The sequence below is a fragment of the Klebsiella planticola genome, assembly GCF_000783935.2.
Lineage (GTDB): Bacteria > Pseudomonadota > Gammaproteobacteria > Enterobacterales > Enterobacteriaceae > Klebsiella > Klebsiella planticola.
This window is the reverse complement of sequence record NZ_CP026047.1, coordinates 2,030,394-2,048,395: the sequence shown is the minus strand read 5'-3', so window position 1 is coordinate 2,048,395 and position 18,002 is coordinate 2,030,394. Positions and strand designations below refer to the sequence as shown.

Genomic DNA, 18,002 nt, shown 5'->3' with positions numbered 1-18,002 from the left:
AGGCTTTTTTCTGTTAATCATCCCCGCATGAAAAATCCGCATAACCGCAACGTTGACATACCTACTCCGAAGCCTTTATATAACTGCACTGCCTGCATTTACGCAGGTTTGTATTGCTCGCGCATTTCACGCTACAGCGAAAGGGTATTGCAGGGGGATTATCACCAGCGCCCCCAGGCAAAGTGAAAGACGTCGGTAATTGCCAGAAGAGGTGCGTTGCCCAGGTAACCGTATTGGAGGAACCAGTCCGGCGAAAATACGTGAGGGGGAGCAACGCCGAGGTGATAAAGCGTCTGGTACGCACATCACCGGCCACAGGGGCTGAATCCCCTGGGTTGTCACCAGAAACGTTCGCAGTCGGGCGTTTCATACCCAGGAACTGACGCAAGACGTCGGGGAGCGGGTCTACAAGGTGGAGCACTTCTGGGTGACATCGTAGCTGTTTATTGCTCTGCGCCCACCCTGTTTTTCGCTCTTCCCTTGTGCCATGGCTGAATAATTTGGCCTGGCTTATTAAGACATTTTATTACTGTAAGTTGGTGTCCAGCCCAGCCCCACTCAGGAATCGTTTTAATAAGTCAGGCCCCCCCTGACACGAGGTTGTTATGACAGATTTAGTTGTAGCCAAATTCGGCGGCACCAGCGTTGCCGATTTCGATGCCATGAATCGCAGCGTTGATGTTGCGCGACTTGATGAGAACACGCGCGTCGTGGTGTTATCGGCCTCTGCGGGTGTGACCAATCTTTTGGTTGCTTTGGCTGAAGGGCTGGAACCCGCTGAGCGTTTTGAAAAGCTCGAGTCACTGCGCCAGATTCAATTCAATATCCTGGAGCGTCTGCGCTATCCCAACGTGATTCGCGAAGAGATCGAGCGTCTGCTGGAAAATATCACCACCCTGGCAGAAGCCGCTGCGCTGGCAAGTTCCGCTGCGCTGACCGACGAGCTGGTCAGCCATGGTGAACTGATGTCCACCCTGCTGTTTGTCGAAATTCTCCGCGAGCGCGGTATCGCGTCACAGTGGTTCGATGTGCGTAAAATTATGCGCACCAACGATCGCTTCGGCCGCGCCGAGCCAGACATTGCCGCACTGGCCGAACTGACGCAGCTGCAGCTGACTCCGCGCCTGGCTGAAGGTCTGGTGGTCACTCAGGGCTTTATCGGCAGCGAAGCGAAAGGGCGTACGACAACCCTGGGTCGCGGCGGCAGCGACTATACCGCGGCTCTGCTGGGCGAAGCGCTGAACGCCAGCCGTGTCGATATCTGGACCGATGTCCCGGGTATCTACACCACCGACCCGCGCGTCGCGCCGGCGGCAAAACGCATTGATGTCATCGCCTTTGCCGAAGCGGCAGAAATGGCCACCTTTGGGGCCAAAGTGCTTCATCCGGCCACCCTGTTGCCCGCCGTGCGTAGCGATATTCCGGTCTTTGTGGGCTCCAGCAAAGAACCCACCGCCGGCGGAACGCTGGTGTGCAATAAAACCGAAAATCCGCCGCTGTTCCGGGCGCTGGCCCTGCGCCGTCGTCAGACGCTGCTGACGCTGCATAGCCTGAATATGCTGCACTCTCGCGGCTTCCTGGCGGAAGTGTTCGGGATCCTCGCGCGCCACAATATTTCCGTGGATCTGATCACCACCTCCGAAGTCAGCATTGCGTTGACCATGGATACCACCGGTTCGACCTCCGCCACCGATACTCTGCTGACGCAGGCGCTGCTGACCGAGCTCTCCTCCCTGTGCCGCGTAGAAGTGGAGCAGGATCTGGCGCTGGTGGCGTTAATCGGTAACGAGTTGTCGCGCGCCTGTGGCGTGGGCAAAGAAGTTTTCGGCGTCCTTGAGCCGTTCAATATTCGTATGATTTGCTACGGCGCATCCAGCCATAACCTCTGCTTCCTGGTGCCTGGCGCAGATGCCGAGAAAGTCGTGCAGAAATTACATCATAATTTGTTTGAATAATATTTCTTCACGCGATAAATATTACCTATAGCCGGGCTCGAACCCGGCTTTTTTATAACTATACCAACACAACACCCCCTCAATCGTTCAGGCGACTGGACGGTGCGACGCTCCCTGATGCACAGCAGACAACGTGCCCGGGGAAACAGACACCGCCTGCGCACGCGTTGCCCGAAGAATGAGGCGTTAATCGCAAGGAAAACAACATGCTCGCTACTCTGACGAGGCTGTTCCCGTTATGGGCGCTGCTGCTCTCTGTTCTGGCTTATTACACTCCGTCGACCTTTACCCCCGTCGGGCCATGGGTCACCACGCTGCTGATGCTAATCATGTTCGGAATGGGAGTACATCTGAAACTGGATGACTTTAAGCGCGTGCTGTCGCGCCCGGCGCCGGTGGCTGCAGGTATTTTTCTTCACTATCTGGTGATGCCTCTCGCCGCCTGGGCGCTGGCGCTGCTGTTCCATATGCCGCCCGAGCTTTCAGCCGGCATGGTACTGGTCGGGAGCGTCGCCAGTGGGACCGCATCGAACGTGATGATCTATCTCGCGAAAGGCGATGTGGCGCTGTCTGTCACCATCTCATCGGTTTCTACGCTGGTCGGCGTGGTTGCCACGCCGCTGCTGACGCGGCTGTATGTGGATGCGCACATTCAGGTCGACGTCATGGGGATGCTGCTCAGCATCCTGCAGATCGTGGTGATCCCGATTGCGCTGGGGCTGGTGATTCACCATACGCTGCCCAAAGTGGTGAAAGCGGTTGAGCCTTTTCTGCCCGCCTTCTCAATGATCTGCATCCTGGCGATCATCAGCGCCGTCGTCGCCGGTTCCGCCTCGCATATCGCCTCGGTGGGCCTGGTGGTGATTGTCGCGGTTATCCTGCATAACGCCATTGGCCTGCTCGGTGGCTACTGGGGCGGGCGGCTGTTTGGCTTTGACGAGTCAACCTGTCGGACGCTGGCGATTGAAGTGGGGATGCAAAACTCTGGTCTGGCTGCCGCGCTGGGGAAAATCTACTTCGGCCCGCTCGCCGCGCTGCCCGGTGCGCTGTTTTCAGTCTGGCACAACCTGTCCGGTTCGCTGCTGGCGGGTTACTGGTCCGGGAAACCGACCGCCAAAAACGTGAACAAACGCTAATATTCCCTCACCCGGGCCAACGGCCCGGGTATTTTCCCCGTTTGCGCCCTCCTCAACGAGACTAACCCGCTGTCCGTCGGCCCGCGATTACCGTACACTGGGTTATCCGGCAGACTGAGGGCACCACAATGGCACTTCCCCGCATTACGCAAAAAGAGATGACAGAGCGCGAGCAACGCGAACTCAAAACGCTGCTTGACCGGGCCCGAATAGCACACGGCCGTCCGCTGACCAACGCCGAGACCAACGCGGTCAAGAAAGAGTACATCGACAAGCTGATGGTGCTGCGAGAAGCCGAAGCGAAAAAGGCCCGCCAGTTAAAGAAAAAGCAGGCCTACAAACCCGATAGCGAAGCTTCATTTTCATGGTCGGCGAGCACGCCGACGCGCGGCAGGCGTTAACGCCCTTTCTTTTTCCGCCCCGGCTGAGTAAAACGTTTTCCGTTAGACGCCGGGCGCCCTTTCTCGTTTTTCTCATTGCTCTTTTCAACCTTCACTACCGGACGTTTGATCCCGGTGGTTTTCGGTTTGGCTTTCGCCTTCGGTTTGGCCTCAGAGGACGAATTCTCAATCAGCTTAAACAGTGCCACCAGCTCATCATCCGTCAGGTCGCGCCACTCGCCCAGCGGCAGTCCCGACAGCCCGACGTTCATAATTCGCGTTCGTTCAAGCTTCATGACCTCATAGCCAAAGTGCTCACACATCCGGCGAATCTGCCGGTTCAGGCCCTGAACCAGGGTTATGCGGAACACGAACGGCGCTTCCTTCCTGACTTTGCACTTCTTCGTCACCGTGCCAAGAATCGGTACGCCGGCTCCCATACCGCGGATAAACTCGTCGGTCACCGGCTTGTCCACCGTCACCAGATACTCTTTTTCGTGATCGTTGCCGGCACGCAGGATCTTATTCACCAGATCGCCGTGGTTGGTCAGAAAGATCAGCCCCTGAGAGTCTTTGTCCAGTCGACCAATCGGGAAGACGCGCTTGCTGTGGTTAACAAAGTCCACAATGTTATCGCGCTCGCTGTCTTCCGTTGTGCTGACAATACCGACCGGTTTATTCAGGGCGATGAAAACCAGATCTTCGGCCTCGCGCGGCTCGATCAATTGACCGTTGACCTTCACGACATCGCCAGGGTTGACCTGATCGCCAATGGTCGCACGCTTGCCATTGATAAAAACATTGCCTTGTTCAATGTAGCGATCGGCTTCGCGACGCGAGCAAATTCCGCTTTCACTGATGTATTTATTGAGTCGGGTTGATGAGTCTGGCAGCATAAATTCTCCTGTAAAAGCGAAATATACCTCAGGCCGCGGACAATCAAAAATAATCGCGTCTCCACGGCTCGCCGCTAAATGTGATCCGTCACACCTTTCGACACAAAAGTGTTCCACCCCGTGCCGTGCAATTCTGCCCGGCGAAAATAAGCAGAATCAAACCATTAGCTCACCCTGCACAAAAGTGCCATCTCCAGGCAGGTCAGTAATCAAATGTGCAAAACAAACCGCCACCTTATGGTGATGATATAGCGGAAAATTGCTTTGTCGCCGGCGATAGTTGGGGTTATATCAGATCAAGAGAGCAAGAGTGTCGTTTGCACAAATGTGCAGGAGCCCAAAGATGGCGATCGAAAATAGCGATGATATCCGCTTAATAGTTAAAGTTGCCCAGCTCTATTATGAGCAGGACCTGACCCAGGCGCAGATTGCCCGTGAGCTGGGTATTTACCGCACCACGATCAGCCGCCTGCTAAAACGCGGTCGTGAGCAGGGTATTGTCACCATCGCCATCAACTACGACTACAACGAAAATCTGTGGCTGGAACAGCAGCTGAAGCAAAAGTTCGCTCTCAAAGAGGCGGTGGTCGCTTCCTGCGAGTCATCACAGGAAGAGGACCAGCTGAGCACCATCGGGCAGCATGGCGCTCAGCTGGTCGATCGCCTGCTTGAGCCTGGCGATATTATTGGCTTTTCCTGGGGGCGTGCGGTCCGTGCGCTGGTCGAAACCCTTCCGCAGGCAAGTCAGTCGCGGCAGGTGATTTGCGTGCCGATTATCGGCGGTCCCTCGGGCAAGCTGGAGAGCCGGTATCATGTGAACACGCTGACCTACGGCGCCGCCGCCAGGCTGAAAGCCGAATCGCATCTTGCTGACTTCCCGGCGCTGCTGGAAAACACATTGATTCGCAACGGTATTATGCAGTCCCAGCATTTTAAAACGATTTCATCCTACTGGGAGAATCTCGATGTGGCGCTGGTGGGTATCGGTTCCCCGGCGATTCGCGATGGCGCCAACTGGCATGCGTTTTATGGTAGCGAAGAGAGCGATGATCTCAACGCGCGGCACGTCGCCGGCGATATTTGTTCACGCTTTTATGATATCAACGGTATCGCCGTTGAAACCAATATGAATGAAAAAACGCTCTCCATCGATATTGCCAGATTAAAACAGGTGCGTTATTCCGTGGGTATCGCCATCGGCGAAGAAAAATATACCGGAATCATTGGCGCATTACGCGGGGGTTATATTAACTGCCTGGTGACGAATAGAGAAACCGCAGAACTGTTACTGAAATAAAAGACGTTTTCTTTTGCCGCAGCTCGCGCGGCGTGGGATCCCTTTACCTGAAAATGAGATAACGATTATGCAAACATGGCTAAATCTGCAAGATAAAATCATTATTGTTACCGGCGGCGCTTCGGGAATTGGTCTGGCAATTGTTGATGAGTTATTAAATCTCGGCGCAAATGTCCAGATGAGCGATATTCACGGCGGTGACAAGCATCACCACAATGACCGTTACAGGTTCTGGCCCACGGATATTTCCAGCGCCAGCGAGGTGAATCACACCGTCGAGCAGATTATTCAACAATACGGCCGTATCGATGGCCTGGTGAATAATGCCGGGGTGAATTTTCCGCGTCTCCTCGTCGATGAGAAAGCCCCGGCAGGACGCTACGAACTCAATGAGGCCGCTTTTGAAAAGATGGTGAACATCAACCAAAAAGGGGTCTTTCTGATGTCGCAGGCGGTGGCCCGGCAGATGGTGAAACAGCGCGCAGGCGTCATTGTTAACGTCTCGTCGGAAAGCGGGCTGGAAGGCTCTGAAGGTCAGAGCTGCTATGCCGCAACCAAGGCCGCGCTGAATAGCTTCACGCGTTCATGGTCCAAAGAGCTGGGGAAACACGGTATTCGCGTCGTGGGCGTTGCGCCAGGCATCCTCGAAAAAACCGGGCTGCGCACGCCGGAATACGAAGAAGCGCTGGCCTGGACGCGCAATATCACCGTCGAGCAGCTGCGCGCGGGCTACAGCAAAAACGCGATTCCGCTTGGTCGCTCCGGTCGTCTGAGCGAAGTGGCCGACTATGTCTGCTACCTGCTGTCAGAGCGGGCAAGCTATATAACCGGAGTAACCACTAACATCGCCGGCGGAAAAACCCGCGGATAAGGAGTCGATATGGTGAATGTTATTTTCTGCGCCCACGGTCAGCTGGCCTGCGCCATGCTGGATTCGGTGCGCATGGTCTATGGTGACGTGAAGGCCAGCGCGGTGGCATTTATGCCCGGCGAAAACGCCAGCGACATCGCCACCCGGCTCGATGAGTTAGTAAGTGCTCACAATGATAGTGAGTGGCTGATCGCCGTCGATTTACAGTGCGGCAGCCCATGGAATGCCGCCGCCGGGCTGGCGATGAAAAACCCGCGACTGCGGGTCATCAGCGGTCTCTCTTTACCGCTGGCGCTGGAACTGGTGGATAACCAGCAGACCCTGACCGCAGACGCCCTGTGCGCACACCTGACCACCATCGCCAGCCAGTGCTGCGTGGTGTGGCGACAGCCGGAAACCATTGAGGAGGATTTCTGATGAACATTACGCTTGCTCGCATTGATGACCGCCTGATCCATGGCCAGGTGACCACCGTGTGGTCAAAAGTGGCCAACGCCGGGCGCATTATTATCTGCAACGACGAGGTCTATAACGATGAGGTACGTCGGACCTTACTCCGCCAGGCCGCGCCTCCGGGCATGAAGGTCAATGTCGTTAACCTCGAAAAGGCGGTCGCCGTTTATCACAACCCGCAATATCAACACGAGACCGTTTTTTATTTATTCACCAACCCCCAGGATGTTTTAACGATGGTCAGACAGGGGGTCAATATTGCCACCTTAAATATCGGCGGCATGGCCTGGCGACCGGGTAAAAAACAATTAACCAAGGCGGTATCTTTAGACGACCAGGATATTCATGCGTTTCATGAACTGGATAAACTGGGCGTAAAACTGGACTTACGTGTGGTGGCATCAGATCCGTCCGTCAATATCCTCGACAAAATAGCCGAGCACTCTGTTACAGAATAAAACAGCGCCTGTATTTTGCACATCGTTATTCTGAATGGCACACCCTGGAAATAGACTTAGCACAATTTTTAGTGACAGGTTTAAAAATATAAAACCCATACCGTGACCGTCAGCATAATACCGTGTTAATGCCGTAACAGGCAGGGATTTGCATACCCTCAAGGTGACACATTATGGAAATCAGTACCCTACAAATAATCGCCATATTTATTTTTTCCTGTATTGCCGGAATGGGCAGCGTGCTGGATGAATTTCAGACGCACCGCCCGTTAATTGCCTGCACGGTCATCGGCTTAATTCTCGGTGATTTAAAAACCGGGGTTATGCTCGGCGGTACATTGGAACTGATCGCACTCGGCTGGATGAACGTCGGCGCCGCGCAATCGCCGGATTCGGCGCTGGCCAGCATTATCTCCGCAATTCTGGTTATCGTCGGCCATCAAAGTATCGCCACAGGGATCGCCATCGCGCTGCCGGTGGCCGCGGCCGGGCAGGTGCTCACCGTTTTCGCCCGTACCATTACGGTGGTCTTTCAACACGCAGCGGACAAAGCGGCGGAGGACGCGCGTTTTCGCACTATCGACATGCTGCATATCTCGGCGCTGGGCGTACAGGCGCTCCGCGTCGCAATTCCGGCACTGGTCATCTCGCTGTTTGTCAGCGCCGACATGGTCAGCAACATGCTGAACGCCATCCCGGAATTTGTCACCCGCGGCCTGCAAATCGCCGGTGGTTTTATTGTGGTGGTGGGCTACGCCATGGTGCTGCGCATGATGGGCGTCAAATACCTGATGCCATTCTTTTTCCTCGGTTTTCTGGCGGGAGGCTATCTCGATTTCAGCCTGCTGGCCTTCGGCGGCGTGGGCGTCATTATCGCGCTGATTTATATCCAGCTGAACCCGCAATGGCGCAAGGCCGAGCCCCAGCAGACCGCCGCCTCTTCCACCGCCCTTGACCAACTTGACGACTGATGGAGCCCGTTATGGAACCGAAAAAACTCACCCAAGGCGACCTGGTTAACATCTTTCTGCGCTCCAACCTGCAGCAGGCCTCCTTCAACTTTGAACGCATTCATGGTCTCGGCTTTTGCTACGACATGATCCCGGCGATCAAGCGTCTCTATCCGCTAAAAGAGGATCAGGTGGCGGCGCTAAAACGCCATCTGGTGTTCTTCAATACCACCCCCGCCGTCTGCGGCCCGGTGCTGGGCGTAACGGCGGCGATGGAGGAAGCGCGAGCCAACGGCGCGGCCATCGACGATGGGGCGATTAACGGCATCAAAGTTGGCCTGATGGGGCCGCTGGCCGGGGTCGGCGATCCGCTGGTCTGGGGCACGTTGCGCCCGATTACCGCGGCGCTCGGCGCGTCGCTCGCGCTCTCCGGGAATCTTCTTGGGCCACTTCTCTTTTTCTTTATTTTCAATGCAGTACGCCTGGCAATGAAATGGTACGGCCTGCAGCTCGGTTTCCGTAAGGGGGTCAATATCGTCAGCGATATGGGCGGTAACCTGCTGCAAAAACTGACCGAAGGGGCCTCTATTTTGGGTCTCTTCGTGATGGGCGTGCTGGTCACCAGGTGGACCACCATCCACGTGCCGTTGGTGGTGTCGCAAACGCCAGGCGCCGACGGCACCACCGTCACCATGACCGTACAAAACATCCTCGACCAGCTTTGTCCCGGCCTGCTGGCGCTGGGCCTGACGCTGCTGATGGTGCGTCTGCTCAATAAAAAAGTTAACCCGGTATGGCTGATCTTTGCCCTGTTTGGTCTGGGGATTATCGGTAACGCGCTGGGCTTCTTGTCCTGATTATTCGGCCCCGGTCGCACCGGGGCCACTTCAATAAGCTAACCCCGTAGTAAAAGGGGATGAGGTGGTAAACATGAAAACGACAGCTCTACGCCTTTACGGTAAACGCGACCTGCGTCTGGAAACCTTTGCACTCCCGGAAATGCAGGATGACGAGATCCTGGCCCGCGTGGTCACCGATAGCCTGTGCCTCTCTTCCTGGAAAGAGGCCAACCAGGGGGAAAACCATAAAAAGGTGCCGGACGACGTGGCGGTGAACCCGATCATTATCGGCCATGAATTCTGCGGTGAAATCCTCGCGGTCGGGAAAAAGTGGCAGCATAAATTCCAGGCCGGTCAGCGCTATGTGATTCAGGCCAACCTGCAGCTGCCGGATCGCCCCGATTGCCCCGGCTACTCCTTCCCGTGGATCGGTGGCGAAGCGACTCACGTGGTGATCCCGGATGAGGTCATGACGCAAGATTGTCTGCTCACCTGGGAAGGCGATACCTGGTTTGAAGGCTCGCTGGTCGAACCGCTCTCCTGCGTGATCGGTGCATTCAACGCCAACTATCATCTGCAGGAAGGGAGCTATAACCATGTGATGGGGATCCGACCTCAGGGCCGCACGCTGATCCTCGGCGGTACCGGCCCCATGGGGCTGCTGGCGATCGACTACGCCCTGCATGGGCCGGTCAACCCTTCCCTGTTGGTGGTGACCGATACCAACAAACCGAAGCTGAGCTATGCCCGCCAGCATTATCCGTCAGAACCGCAAACGCTGATCCATTACCTCGACGGGCACGATGCCGGACGCGAGACGCTGATGGCGCTGAGCGGCGGCCACGGCTTTGACGATATTTTCGTCTTCGTGCCGAAAGAGGAGTTGATTACCATGGCCTCTTCGCTGCTGGCCCCCGACGGCTGTCTGAACTTCTTTGCCGGCCCGCAGGATAAGCAGTTCAGCGCTCCGGTAAACTTTTACGACGTGCATTATGCCTTTACGCATTACGTCGGTACTTCCGGCGGCAATACTGACGATATGCGGGCCGCCGTGGCGCTGATGCAGGCGAAAAAAGTCCAGGCGGCGAAAGTGGTGACCCATATTCTCGGACTCAATGCGGCGGGTGAAACTACCCTCGATTTACCGGCCGTCGGCGGCGGCAAAAAGCTGGTGTATACCGAAAAATCGCTTCCCCTGACCCCTCTTGGCGCCATTGCTGACCCTGAACTGGCGGCCATTATGGCGCGTCATCACGGGATCTGGTCCGCCGAAGCGGAACGGTACCTGCTGGCCCACGCACCGGACATTGCTCATGATTAATCGCGAAACTCAGCTCTGCATGTCGCTGGCCGGCCGGCCAGGCAACTTCGGTACCCGTTTTCACAACTATCTGTATGAGAAGCTGGGGCTGAATTTTATCTATAAAGCCTTTACCACGCAGGATATCGCCGCCGCGGTGGGAGGGGTACGGGCGCTGGGGATTCGCGGTTGCGCGGTCTCGATGCCGTTTAAAGAGAGCTGCATGCCCTTCCTTGACGCCATCGATCCTTCGGCCAGGGTAATTGATTCCGTCAATACCATCGTTAACGACAACGGCAGATTGACCGGACTCAACACCGACTATATCGCGGTGAAGAGCCTGATCGACAGCCACCAGCTGGATACCCATGCCAGCGTGATGATTCAGGGCAGCGGCGGCATGGGGAAAGCGGTTATCGCCGCCTTTCGCGACGCCGGCTTTCGCGATGTGGTTATCGCCGCCCGCAATCGCGACAGCGGCCTGGCGCTGGCGAAACAGTACGGTTTTCAGTGGCAGCCGCAGCCTGAAGGGATCAGGGCCGATATTCTGGTCAACGTCACACCGCTCGGCATGGCCGGCGGTACGCAAAGCGACGCCCTGGCATTCAGCCAGTCGATGGTTGGGCAGGCTCAGGTCGTGTTCGACGTGGTGGCCCTGCCGTCGCAAACACCGCTGATTCGTCTGGCGCAGAGGCTGGATAAGCAGATTATCAGCGGCGCGGAGGTGATTGCGCTGCAGGCGGTGGAACAATTCGCGCTTTATACCGGCGTACGTCCGGATGCCGATCTCGTCAACGAGGCTGCGGCATTTGCGCGGGCGGGGTAAGCCTGAGCGCCAGGGAGGGCGCTCTTACCCGGTGTCCTGGTTTCATACTCTTTGCCTCCCCTTCACCGTTCCCCTCTTCTCACTCGTCACAACAGCAAGAGACCCGGTGTCGCGCCGCCACCTTGCAACATCGTGAGCCATATCAGTGAGCCTGCGGGCAACCGGTGGTAGGATCGCCTGCGACTCTGTAACCTGGCTAAATGGAGAAAAGATGGAACTGCTGTTATTGAGTAACTCGTCGCTACCCGGCAAAGCATGGCTGGAACATGCGCTGCCGCTGATTGCCGGACAGCTAAACGGACGCCGTTCCGCGGTGTTTATCCCCTTTGCCGGGGTGACGCAAACCTGGGATGACTACACGGCCAAAGCCGCCGGGGTGCTCGCCCCGCTTGGCGTTTCCGTCACCGGTATTCACCGCGTCGCCGACCCGGTGGCGGCGATTGCCGCCGCTGAAGTGGTGATTGTCGGCGGCGGTAATACTTTTCAGCTGCTGAAAGAGTGCCGTGGACGCGGGCTTTTGGCGCCAGTTGTGGAGGTTGTGAAGCGTGGCGCGCTGTACATCGGCTGGAGCGCGGGGGCAAATCTCGCCTGCCCGACCATCCGCACCACCAACGATATGCCGATTGTCGATCCGCAGGGTTTTGACGCGCTGGGGCTGTTCCCGCTGCAGATTAACCCGCACTTTACCAACGCGCTGCCGGAAGGACATCAGGGCGAAACCCGTGAGCAGCGTATTCGCGAACTGCTGGTCGTGGCCCCGGAGCTGACGATCGTCGGCCTACCGGAAGGCAACTGGATTCAGGTGACACAGGGGCAGGCCACCCTCGGCGGCCCGAACCCGACGCTGCTGTTTAAAGCCGGTGAGGAAGCGGTGCCTCTGCAGGCCGGTCACCGCTTTTAAGATGACGGTTCCCGGCTTGCGGCGTCAGCGTCGTCGCCGGGATATCGCCCCCGTGACCGGTTAATCCGCCGACGGCAGGAGAACGACTTAGTATTCATCCCGATCGTCATCTTCATCCGGCTGCTCCATCACGCTATAAGCCACCGAGCAGAACAGCGAGTTCAGGCGTTTCATATCCCCCAGTAACCCCAGATGCAGCGAGCTGGTCTCGATACTCTGCACGTTCTGCTGATGCAGACGGTCGACGTGCGCGTGCGAGTAGCGGCGGTTCAGGATGCGGAAACGATGCTTGTTGCGGCGCAGGCGTCGGGCGCTCGGGACATCGCTGGAGAAAAAGACCGACATCGCCAGTTGTAGGTTGCTGAGCAGCTGCTCGTACAGCCCGTCCAGCTCCTTCAGCCCTTCCACCGAAAAGGCGCGGCGCGCCGCCAGCGATTTATCGGCGATTTCGCTGCCCATTCTCTCGACGATATCGGAAGCCTGCTCCAGATTGAGCGCCATTTCGATGATCTCCGCCCAGCGGCGGGACTCTTCTTCGGCCAGCTCATCTTTCGGCATGCGGGCCAGATAGAGCTTGATCGCGGTGTAGAGCACGTTGATATCGTCCGCCAGCCTGCGCAACTCTTTCTCCTCCCGCGGCTCGCCGTGCATCACCTTGTGCAGCCCCTCGAGCATCTGCTCCATCGCGTCGCCAATGCGCAACGTTTCGCGTGCGGCATTCGCCAACGCCAGCGCCGGCGTATCCAGCGCCGTGGTATCCAGATGTTTTGGTTTGAGATGGAGGTCCTGCTCGGGATCCTCACGAATCATCCGTTTGCAGAGTCTGGCCATGGGCTCGGCAAAGGGCACCATCGCCACGCAGCGAATCAGGTTGTAGAAGACGTGGAAGTAGATAACCAGTTCCGATTCCGGCAGCGGCATACGGTGCATCGTATTGGCCAGCACATGCACAAACGGCAGAATAATCAGACTCCCCACCAGCTTGAACAACAGACTGCCGAGCGCCACGCGGCGCGCAGAAGCGTTGGCGGCGCTGTTGTTGATCATCGCCAGAATCCCCGAACCGAGGTTGGCGCCAATCACCAGGCACAGCGCCACCGGAAACGAAATCACCCCGGTGGAAGTCAGGGTTGCCGTTAACAGCACGGCCGCCAGGCTGGAGTAGCTGATGATGGCAAACATGGCGCCAATCAGCGCGTCGAGCATAATGTCGCCGGTCAGCGAGGCGAAAATCACCTGCACGCCATTTGCCTGGGTGATGGGATGAACCGCCTGCACAATCAGTTCCAGCGCTAGCAGAATCAGCCCCAGGCCGATCCCCACCCGTCCGAGCTGGCCGGCACGCGTTTGTTTGCGTCCGAGGAAAAAAATCACGCCGATAAAAATCAGCAGCGGCGACAGCCACGACAGATCGAAGGTCAGCACCCTCGCCATCAATGCGGTCCCCACATCGGCCCCCAGCACAATCACCAGCGCGGGCGTCAGCGCGACCAGATCCTGAGCGACAAATGAGGTCACCAGCATGGTGGTGGCATTACTGCTCTGGACCAGAGCCGTGACGCCAATCCCCGCGCAGAAGGCGAGCGGTTTTTTCTCAACGCTACTACTGAGGACGGAACGCAGGCGCGCGCCAAATACGCGCATCACGCCGGTACGAACGATGTGGGTGCCCCAGACCAGCAGGGCAACAGCAGACAGCAGATGCAGCAGAGTTAACACGGATTCTTATTCTCCTTATTACCCGACGGATATATACCGATAACCCGTCCTGAACGCGCCGGACTTATCCGGGCGATATCGTCCGGAGCGATATCAGGCGATGCCGGCCGTTGTGGATCAATACTCCAGTATAAGGGTTTAACCACAATAAAGAGACAGGGCGCCCTGATGGCGCCCTGTAAGTTGTAAGCTAAGATGACGGATTTGTGACAGGTCGCGTTCTAGTCCGCGTCATATCCCAGGTTTGGCGCCAGCCAGCGTTCAACTTCCGCAGGCGTCATCCCTTTCCGCTGGGCATAATCTTCCACCTGATCGCGCTGAATTTGCGCCACCGCGTAATACTTGCTGTCCGGATGGCTGAAGTACCAGCCGGAAACCGATGCGCCCGGCCACATGGCGAACGACTCGGTCAGCTTCATACCGGTATGCGCCTCGACATCCAGCAGTTCCCAGATCACCGCTTTTTCCGTGTGCTCTGGACAGGCCGGGTAGCCCGGCGCGGGACGAATCCCCTGGTAGTTTTCGCGGATCAGCTCCTCGTTACTGAGGTTCTCATTCGCCGCATAGCCCCAGTAGACCTTACGCACGCGTTCATGCAGGTATTCGGCAAACGCTTCCGCCAGACGGTCGGCGATGGCTTTGACCATAATCTTGTTGTAATCATCGTGCTGCGCATCAAACGCTTCCGCCAGCGCGTCCTCTTCCAGACCGCCGGTCACCGCAAATGCGCCGAGGTAGTCAGCTTTGCCGCTGAGCTTCGGCGCCACAAAATCGGCAAGGCAGTAGTTGGCAAAGCCGACTTTCTCCGTCTGCTGACGCAGATGGTGGCTGACCGTCAGCACATGGGTACGGGTTTCATCGCGGTAGATTTCAATGTCATCCCCCACCCGGTTGGCCGGGAATAACCCCACCACGCCGCGCGGATTCAGCGTCTTCTCTGCGCTCAGTTTATCCAGCATCTCGTTAGCATCGTGGAACAACCGCTTCGCCTCTTCGCCGACTACCTCGTCTTCCAGAATGCGTGGATACTTCCCGGCCAGCGACCAGGTCATAAAGAATGGCGTCCAGTCGATGTAGTTGCGCAGGGTTTCGATGCTGGCTTCCACGCTCTGCACGCCCAGACGATGGGCAACCGGTGGCGTGTAGCTGGCCCAGTCAAAGGCCAGATCGTTCTCACGAGCGGTAGCCAGGGTCACCGGCGGCGTGCGTGGTTTCTTGCGCGCGTGCTGGATACGCACGGTTTCATACTCGCGACGCGTGCGCGCAACAAAATCATCGTGCTGTGTATCGGAGAGCAGAGCCGAGACCACGCCCACGGTGCGCGAGGCGTTCTGAACATAGACCGTCGGGCCGCTGTAGTTCTGCTCGATTTTGACCGCCGTATGGGCCTTCGACGTCGTGGCCCCGCCAATCAGCAGCGGAATGGTAAAGCCCTGGCGTTCCATCTCTTTCGCCACGTTAACCATCTCGTCCAGCGACGGGGTAATCAGCCCGGAGAGGCCAATCAGATCGGCATTCACTTCGCGGGCGGTTTTGAGGATTTTATCCGCCGGCACCATCACGCCAAGATCGATAATTTCGTAGTTATTGCACTGCAGCACCACGCCAACGATATTTTTACCGATGTCGTGGACGTCGCCTTTCACGGTCGCAATGACCATCTTGCCGTTGCTGGAGCCCTTTTCCTTGCTGGCTTCAATATACGGCTCCAGATAGGCGACCGCCTGTTTCATCACCCGGGCCGACTTCACCACCTGCGGCAGGAACATTTTACCTTCGCCGAACAGGTCGCCGACCACGTTCATCCCGTCCATCAGCGGGCCTTCAATCACTTCTATCGGCCGAGCGGCCTGCTGGCGCGCCTCTTCGGTATCCAGCTCGATAAACTCGGTAATGCCTTTTACCAGCGAGTATTCAAGCCGTTTTTTCACGTCCCAGCTGCGCCATTCCGCCTGCTGGGCGTTGGCGGAGTCGTCCGTTTTGCTGCCGCGGTATTTTTCCGCCAGCTCCAGCAGACGCTCGGTGCCGTCAGCATGACGGTTAAGGATCACGTCTTCGACGGCATCGCGCAGCTCAGCCGGCAGATCGTCATAAATCGCCAACTGACCGGCGTTAACGATCCCCATATCCATGCCGTTACGGATGGCGTAGTAGAGGAAGACGGCGTGAATCGCTTCGCGAACCGGATCGTTGCCGCGGAACGAGAAGGAGACGTTTGAGACGCCGCCGGAAATCAGCGCGTGGGGCAGTTCGCGTTTAATGTCTTCACAGGCGCCGATAAAGTCCTGCGCATAGTTGTTGTGCTCTTCAATACCGGTGGCGACAGCGAAGATATTGGGGTCAAAAATAATATCTTCCGGCGGGAATCCCACCTCTTCGGTCAGAATCTTGTATGCCCGGCGGCAAATTTCAATTTTCCGCGCCCGGGTATCGGCCTGGCCCATTTCATCAAAGGCCATCACCACCACGGCAGCACCGTAGCGACGCACCTTCTTCGCATGCTCAACGAAGGCCTCTACGCCCTCTTTCATTGAGATGGAGTTGACGATACCTTTGCCCTGAATACATTTCAGACCCTTTTCGATGACATCCCATTTCGAGGAGTCGATCATAATCGGCACCCGGGCAATGTCGGGCTCGCCGGCGATCAGATTAAGGAAACGCACCATCGCCGCTTCCGCGTCGAGCATCCCCTCATCCATGTTGATATCGATAATCTGCGCGCCGCTTTCCACCTGCTGGCGGGCAACGTCCAGCGCTTCGTTATATTTTTCTTCTTTAATCAGGCGCTTGAATTTGGCTGAGCCGGTCACGTTGGTCCGCTCACCGACGTTAACAAACAGGCTGTCGTCGCCGATATTCAGCGGTTCCAGGCCGGCCAGACGGCAGGCGACCGGGATCTCCGGCAGCGCGCGCGGCGCGAGGCCCGTAACGGCGCGCGTCATGGCGGCGATATGTTCCGGCGTAGTGCCGCAGCAGCCGCCGACGATGTTCAGGAAGCCAGACTCCGCCCATTCGCGAATCTGCGCCGCCATGGTGTCAGCGTCCAGATCGTATTCACCAAAGGCGTTCGGCAGCCCGGCATTGGGGTGCGCAGTGACATAGCATTCGGCAATGCGCGACAGCTCCTGCACGTACTGGCGCAGCTCATCTGGCCCCAGCGCGCAGTTCAGGCCGAAGGTGAGCGCATCGGCATGACGCAGGGAGTTATAAAAGGCTTCGGTGGTTTGCCCGGAGAGCGTACGCCCGGAGGCGTCGGTGATGGTACCGGAGATCATGATCGGCAGTTCAACGCCCAGCGCCTCAAACTCCTCTTTCACGGCGAAGATCGCCGCTTTGGCATTCAGGGTATCGAACACGGTCTCGATCAGAATCAGGTCAACGCCCCCTTCCACCAGCGCTTTGGTGGACTCGCGGTAAGCCTCCACCAGCCCATCAAAGGTAATATTGCGGTAGGCTGGGTCGTTAACATCAGGGGAAATAGAGGCGGTGCGGTTGGTCGGGCCGAGCACGCCCGCGACGTAGCGCGGTTTTTCCGGCGTGCGGGAAGTCCACTCATCGGCGCAGGCGCGCGCCAGCTTTGCCGCGACAAAATTGATTTCCGCCGACAGGGATTCCATCTGGTAATCCGCCATCGCGATAGTGGTCGAGTTAAAGGTGTTGGTTTCAATGATATCCGCCCCCGCCTCAAAGTAGGCGTCATGGATAGCGGTTATCACATCCGGCTTACTGAGCACCAGCAGATCGTTATTGCCTTTCAGATCGCATGGCCAGTCGGCAAAGCGTTCGCCGCGGAAGTCCTCTTCACTCAGACGATAGCCCTGGATCATGGTGCCCATGCCCCCATCCAGAACCAAAATACGTTTTTTTAACTGCTGATGCAGTTGTTCAACTTTGCTGCTCACACTCGCTCCCGACAACGCTCAACCAGACCGAAAAAACTCAACGGACCATACTGGCATAAAGCACCAGAGCGGAAAAGAGAACGACGGGCAATATGAGACATGTTCAGCTTCACTCC

The 18,002-nt window shown here is 57.2% G+C and carries 15 protein-coding genes and 1 riboswitch; of the genes, 12 read left to right on the top strand and 3 right to left on the bottom strand.

What is annotated here, in order from left to right:
• The first annotated feature begins 198 nt into the window (after positions 1–198).
• Positions 199–431, top strand: a riboswitch (Lysine riboswitch).
• A 174-nt stretch (positions 432–605) separates the two neighbouring features.
• The 3 genes from lysC to MC50_RS09895 all read left to right on the top strand — a co-directional run bounded on the left by lysC (position 606) and on the right by MC50_RS09895 (position 3,492).
• On the top strand, positions 606–1,955 hold the full coding sequence (gene lysC / locus MC50_RS09905; protein ID WP_004856417.1) for a lysine-sensitive aspartokinase 3: 1,350 nt from the start codon (positions 606–608) through the stop codon (positions 1,953–1,955).
• 206 nt (positions 1,956–2,161) lie between these two features.
• The gene (gene panS / locus MC50_RS09900) at positions 2,162–3,091 is read left to right on the top strand and encodes a ketopantoate/pantoate/pantothenate transporter PanS (RefSeq protein ID WP_004856416.1); all 930 of its coding nucleotides are present in this window, start codon (positions 2,162–2,164) and stop codon (positions 3,089–3,091) included.
• A 128-nt stretch (positions 3,092–3,219) separates the two neighbouring features.
• Positions 3,220–3,492: a DUF3811 domain-containing protein gene (locus MC50_RS09895; RefSeq protein ID WP_004856415.1), complete on the top strand. Its 273-nt coding sequence runs from the start codon at positions 3,220–3,222 to the stop codon at positions 3,490–3,492.
• On the opposite strand, the gene rluF is transcribed toward MC50_RS09895, so the two are convergent.
• Complete coding sequence (gene rluF / locus MC50_RS09890) at positions 3,489–4,367, bottom strand: 23S rRNA pseudouridine(2604) synthase RluF (protein WP_032689958.1); 879 nt, start codon at positions 4,365–4,367, stop codon at positions 3,489–3,491. The genes MC50_RS09895 and rluF overlap by 4 nt on opposite strands.
• A 343-nt stretch (positions 4,368–4,710) precedes the next feature.
• Here rluF and MC50_RS09885 point away from each other — a divergent pair, with 343 nt between their 5' ends.
• From MC50_RS09885 to pepE, 9 genes are all read left to right on the top strand, one after another.
• Entirely contained in the window at positions 4,711–5,664 is a 954-nt protein-coding gene (locus MC50_RS09885) for a sugar-binding transcriptional regulator (protein WP_032697088.1), read from the top strand.
• Between the two features lie 67 nt (positions 5,665–5,731).
• A complete protein-coding gene (locus MC50_RS09880; RefSeq protein WP_047663762.1) occupies positions 5,732–6,535 on the top strand; it encodes an SDR family oxidoreductase in 804 nt (267 codons plus the stop codon).
• 9 nt (positions 6,536–6,544) lie between these two features.
• Positions 6,545–6,952: a mannose/fructose/sorbose PTS transporter subunit IIA gene (locus tag MC50_RS09875; protein ID WP_032689960.1), complete on the top strand. Its 408-nt coding sequence runs from the start codon at positions 6,545–6,547 to the stop codon at positions 6,950–6,952.
• Positions 6,952–7,446: a mannose/fructose/sorbose PTS transporter subunit IIB gene (locus MC50_RS09870; RefSeq protein WP_032689961.1), complete on the top strand. Its 495-nt coding sequence runs from the start codon at positions 6,952–6,954 to the stop codon at positions 7,444–7,446. The genes MC50_RS09875 and MC50_RS09870 overlap by 1 nt, the downstream gene beginning before the upstream one ends.
• Positions 7,447–7,619: 173 nt before the next feature.
• Entirely contained in the window at positions 7,620–8,417 is a 798-nt protein-coding gene (locus MC50_RS09865) for a PTS mannose/fructose/sorbose transporter subunit IIC (protein ID WP_047663760.1), read from the top strand.
• Between the two features lie 11 nt (positions 8,418–8,428).
• The gene (locus MC50_RS09860; protein WP_032689963.1) at positions 8,429–9,253 is read left to right on the top strand and encodes a PTS system mannose/fructose/sorbose family transporter subunit IID; all 825 of its coding nucleotides are present in this window, start codon (positions 8,429–8,431) and stop codon (positions 9,251–9,253) included.
• Between the two features lie 73 nt (positions 9,254–9,326).
• Positions 9,327–10,556, top strand: a complete 1,230-nt coding sequence (sorE, locus tag MC50_RS09855) for an L-sorbose 1-phosphate reductase (protein WP_047663757.1) — start codon at positions 9,327–9,329, stop codon at positions 10,554–10,556.
• On the top strand, positions 10,549–11,361 hold the full coding sequence (locus MC50_RS09850; RefSeq protein WP_047663754.1) for a shikimate 5-dehydrogenase: 813 nt from the start codon (positions 10,549–10,551) through the stop codon (positions 11,359–11,361). The genes sorE and MC50_RS09850 overlap by 8 nt, the downstream gene beginning before the upstream one ends.
• 211 nt (positions 11,362–11,572) lie before the next feature.
• Positions 11,573–12,262 carry a dipeptidase PepE gene (pepE, locus tag MC50_RS09845; RefSeq protein ID WP_032689967.1) on the top strand — a complete coding sequence of 230 codons (690 nt, stop codon included), beginning with the start codon at positions 11,573–11,575 and terminating at the stop codon, positions 12,260–12,262.
• Positions 12,263–12,349: 87 nt separating this feature from the next.
• On the opposite strand, the gene MC50_RS09840 is transcribed toward pepE, so the two are convergent.
• Positions 12,350–13,981 (bottom strand): Na/Pi cotransporter family protein, encoded by a 1,632-nt coding sequence (locus MC50_RS09840; protein ID WP_047663753.1) that lies wholly within the window; start codon positions 13,979–13,981, stop codon positions 12,350–12,352.
• A 221-nt stretch (positions 13,982–14,202) separates the two neighbouring features.
• Positions 14,203–17,886 carry a methionine synthase gene (gene metH, locus MC50_RS09835; RefSeq protein ID WP_047663751.1) on the bottom strand — a complete coding sequence of 1,228 codons (3,684 nt, stop codon included), beginning with the start codon at positions 17,884–17,886 and terminating at the stop codon, positions 14,203–14,205.
• Positions 17,887–18,002: the final 116 nt, after the last annotated feature.

Coding starts and splice junctions, on each gene's coding strand:
- sorE (WP_047663757.1), top strand. CDS start 9,327: ATGAAAACGACAGCTCTACGCCTTTACGGTAAACGCGACCTGCGTCTG.
- MC50_RS09875 (WP_032689960.1), top strand. CDS start 6,545: ATGGTGAATGTTATTTTCTGCGCCCACGGTCAGCTGGCCTGCGCCATG.
- MC50_RS09870 (WP_032689961.1), top strand. CDS start 6,952: ATGAACATTACGCTTGCTCGCATTGATGACCGCCTGATCCATGGCCAG.
- MC50_RS09850 (WP_047663754.1), top strand. CDS start 10,549: ATGATTAATCGCGAAACTCAGCTCTGCATGTCGCTGGCCGGCCGGCCA.
- MC50_RS09885 (WP_032697088.1), top strand. CDS start 4,711: ATGGCGATCGAAAATAGCGATGATATCCGCTTAATAGTTAAAGTTGCC.
- panS (WP_004856416.1), top strand. CDS start 2,162: ATGCTCGCTACTCTGACGAGGCTGTTCCCGTTATGGGCGCTGCTGCTC.
- MC50_RS09865 (WP_047663760.1), top strand. CDS start 7,620: ATGGAAATCAGTACCCTACAAATAATCGCCATATTTATTTTTTCCTGT.
- rluF (WP_032689958.1), bottom strand. CDS start 4,367: ATGCTGCCAGACTCATCAACCCGACTCAATAAATACATCAGTGAAAGC.
- pepE (WP_032689967.1), top strand. CDS start 11,573: ATGGAACTGCTGTTATTGAGTAACTCGTCGCTACCCGGCAAAGCATGG.
- lysC (WP_004856417.1), top strand. CDS start 606: ATGACAGATTTAGTTGTAGCCAAATTCGGCGGCACCAGCGTTGCCGAT.
- MC50_RS09895 (WP_004856415.1), top strand. CDS start 3,220: ATGGCACTTCCCCGCATTACGCAAAAAGAGATGACAGAGCGCGAGCAA.
- MC50_RS09860 (WP_032689963.1), top strand. CDS start 8,429: ATGGAACCGAAAAAACTCACCCAAGGCGACCTGGTTAACATCTTTCTG.
- MC50_RS09880 (WP_047663762.1), top strand. CDS start 5,732: ATGCAAACATGGCTAAATCTGCAAGATAAAATCATTATTGTTACCGGC.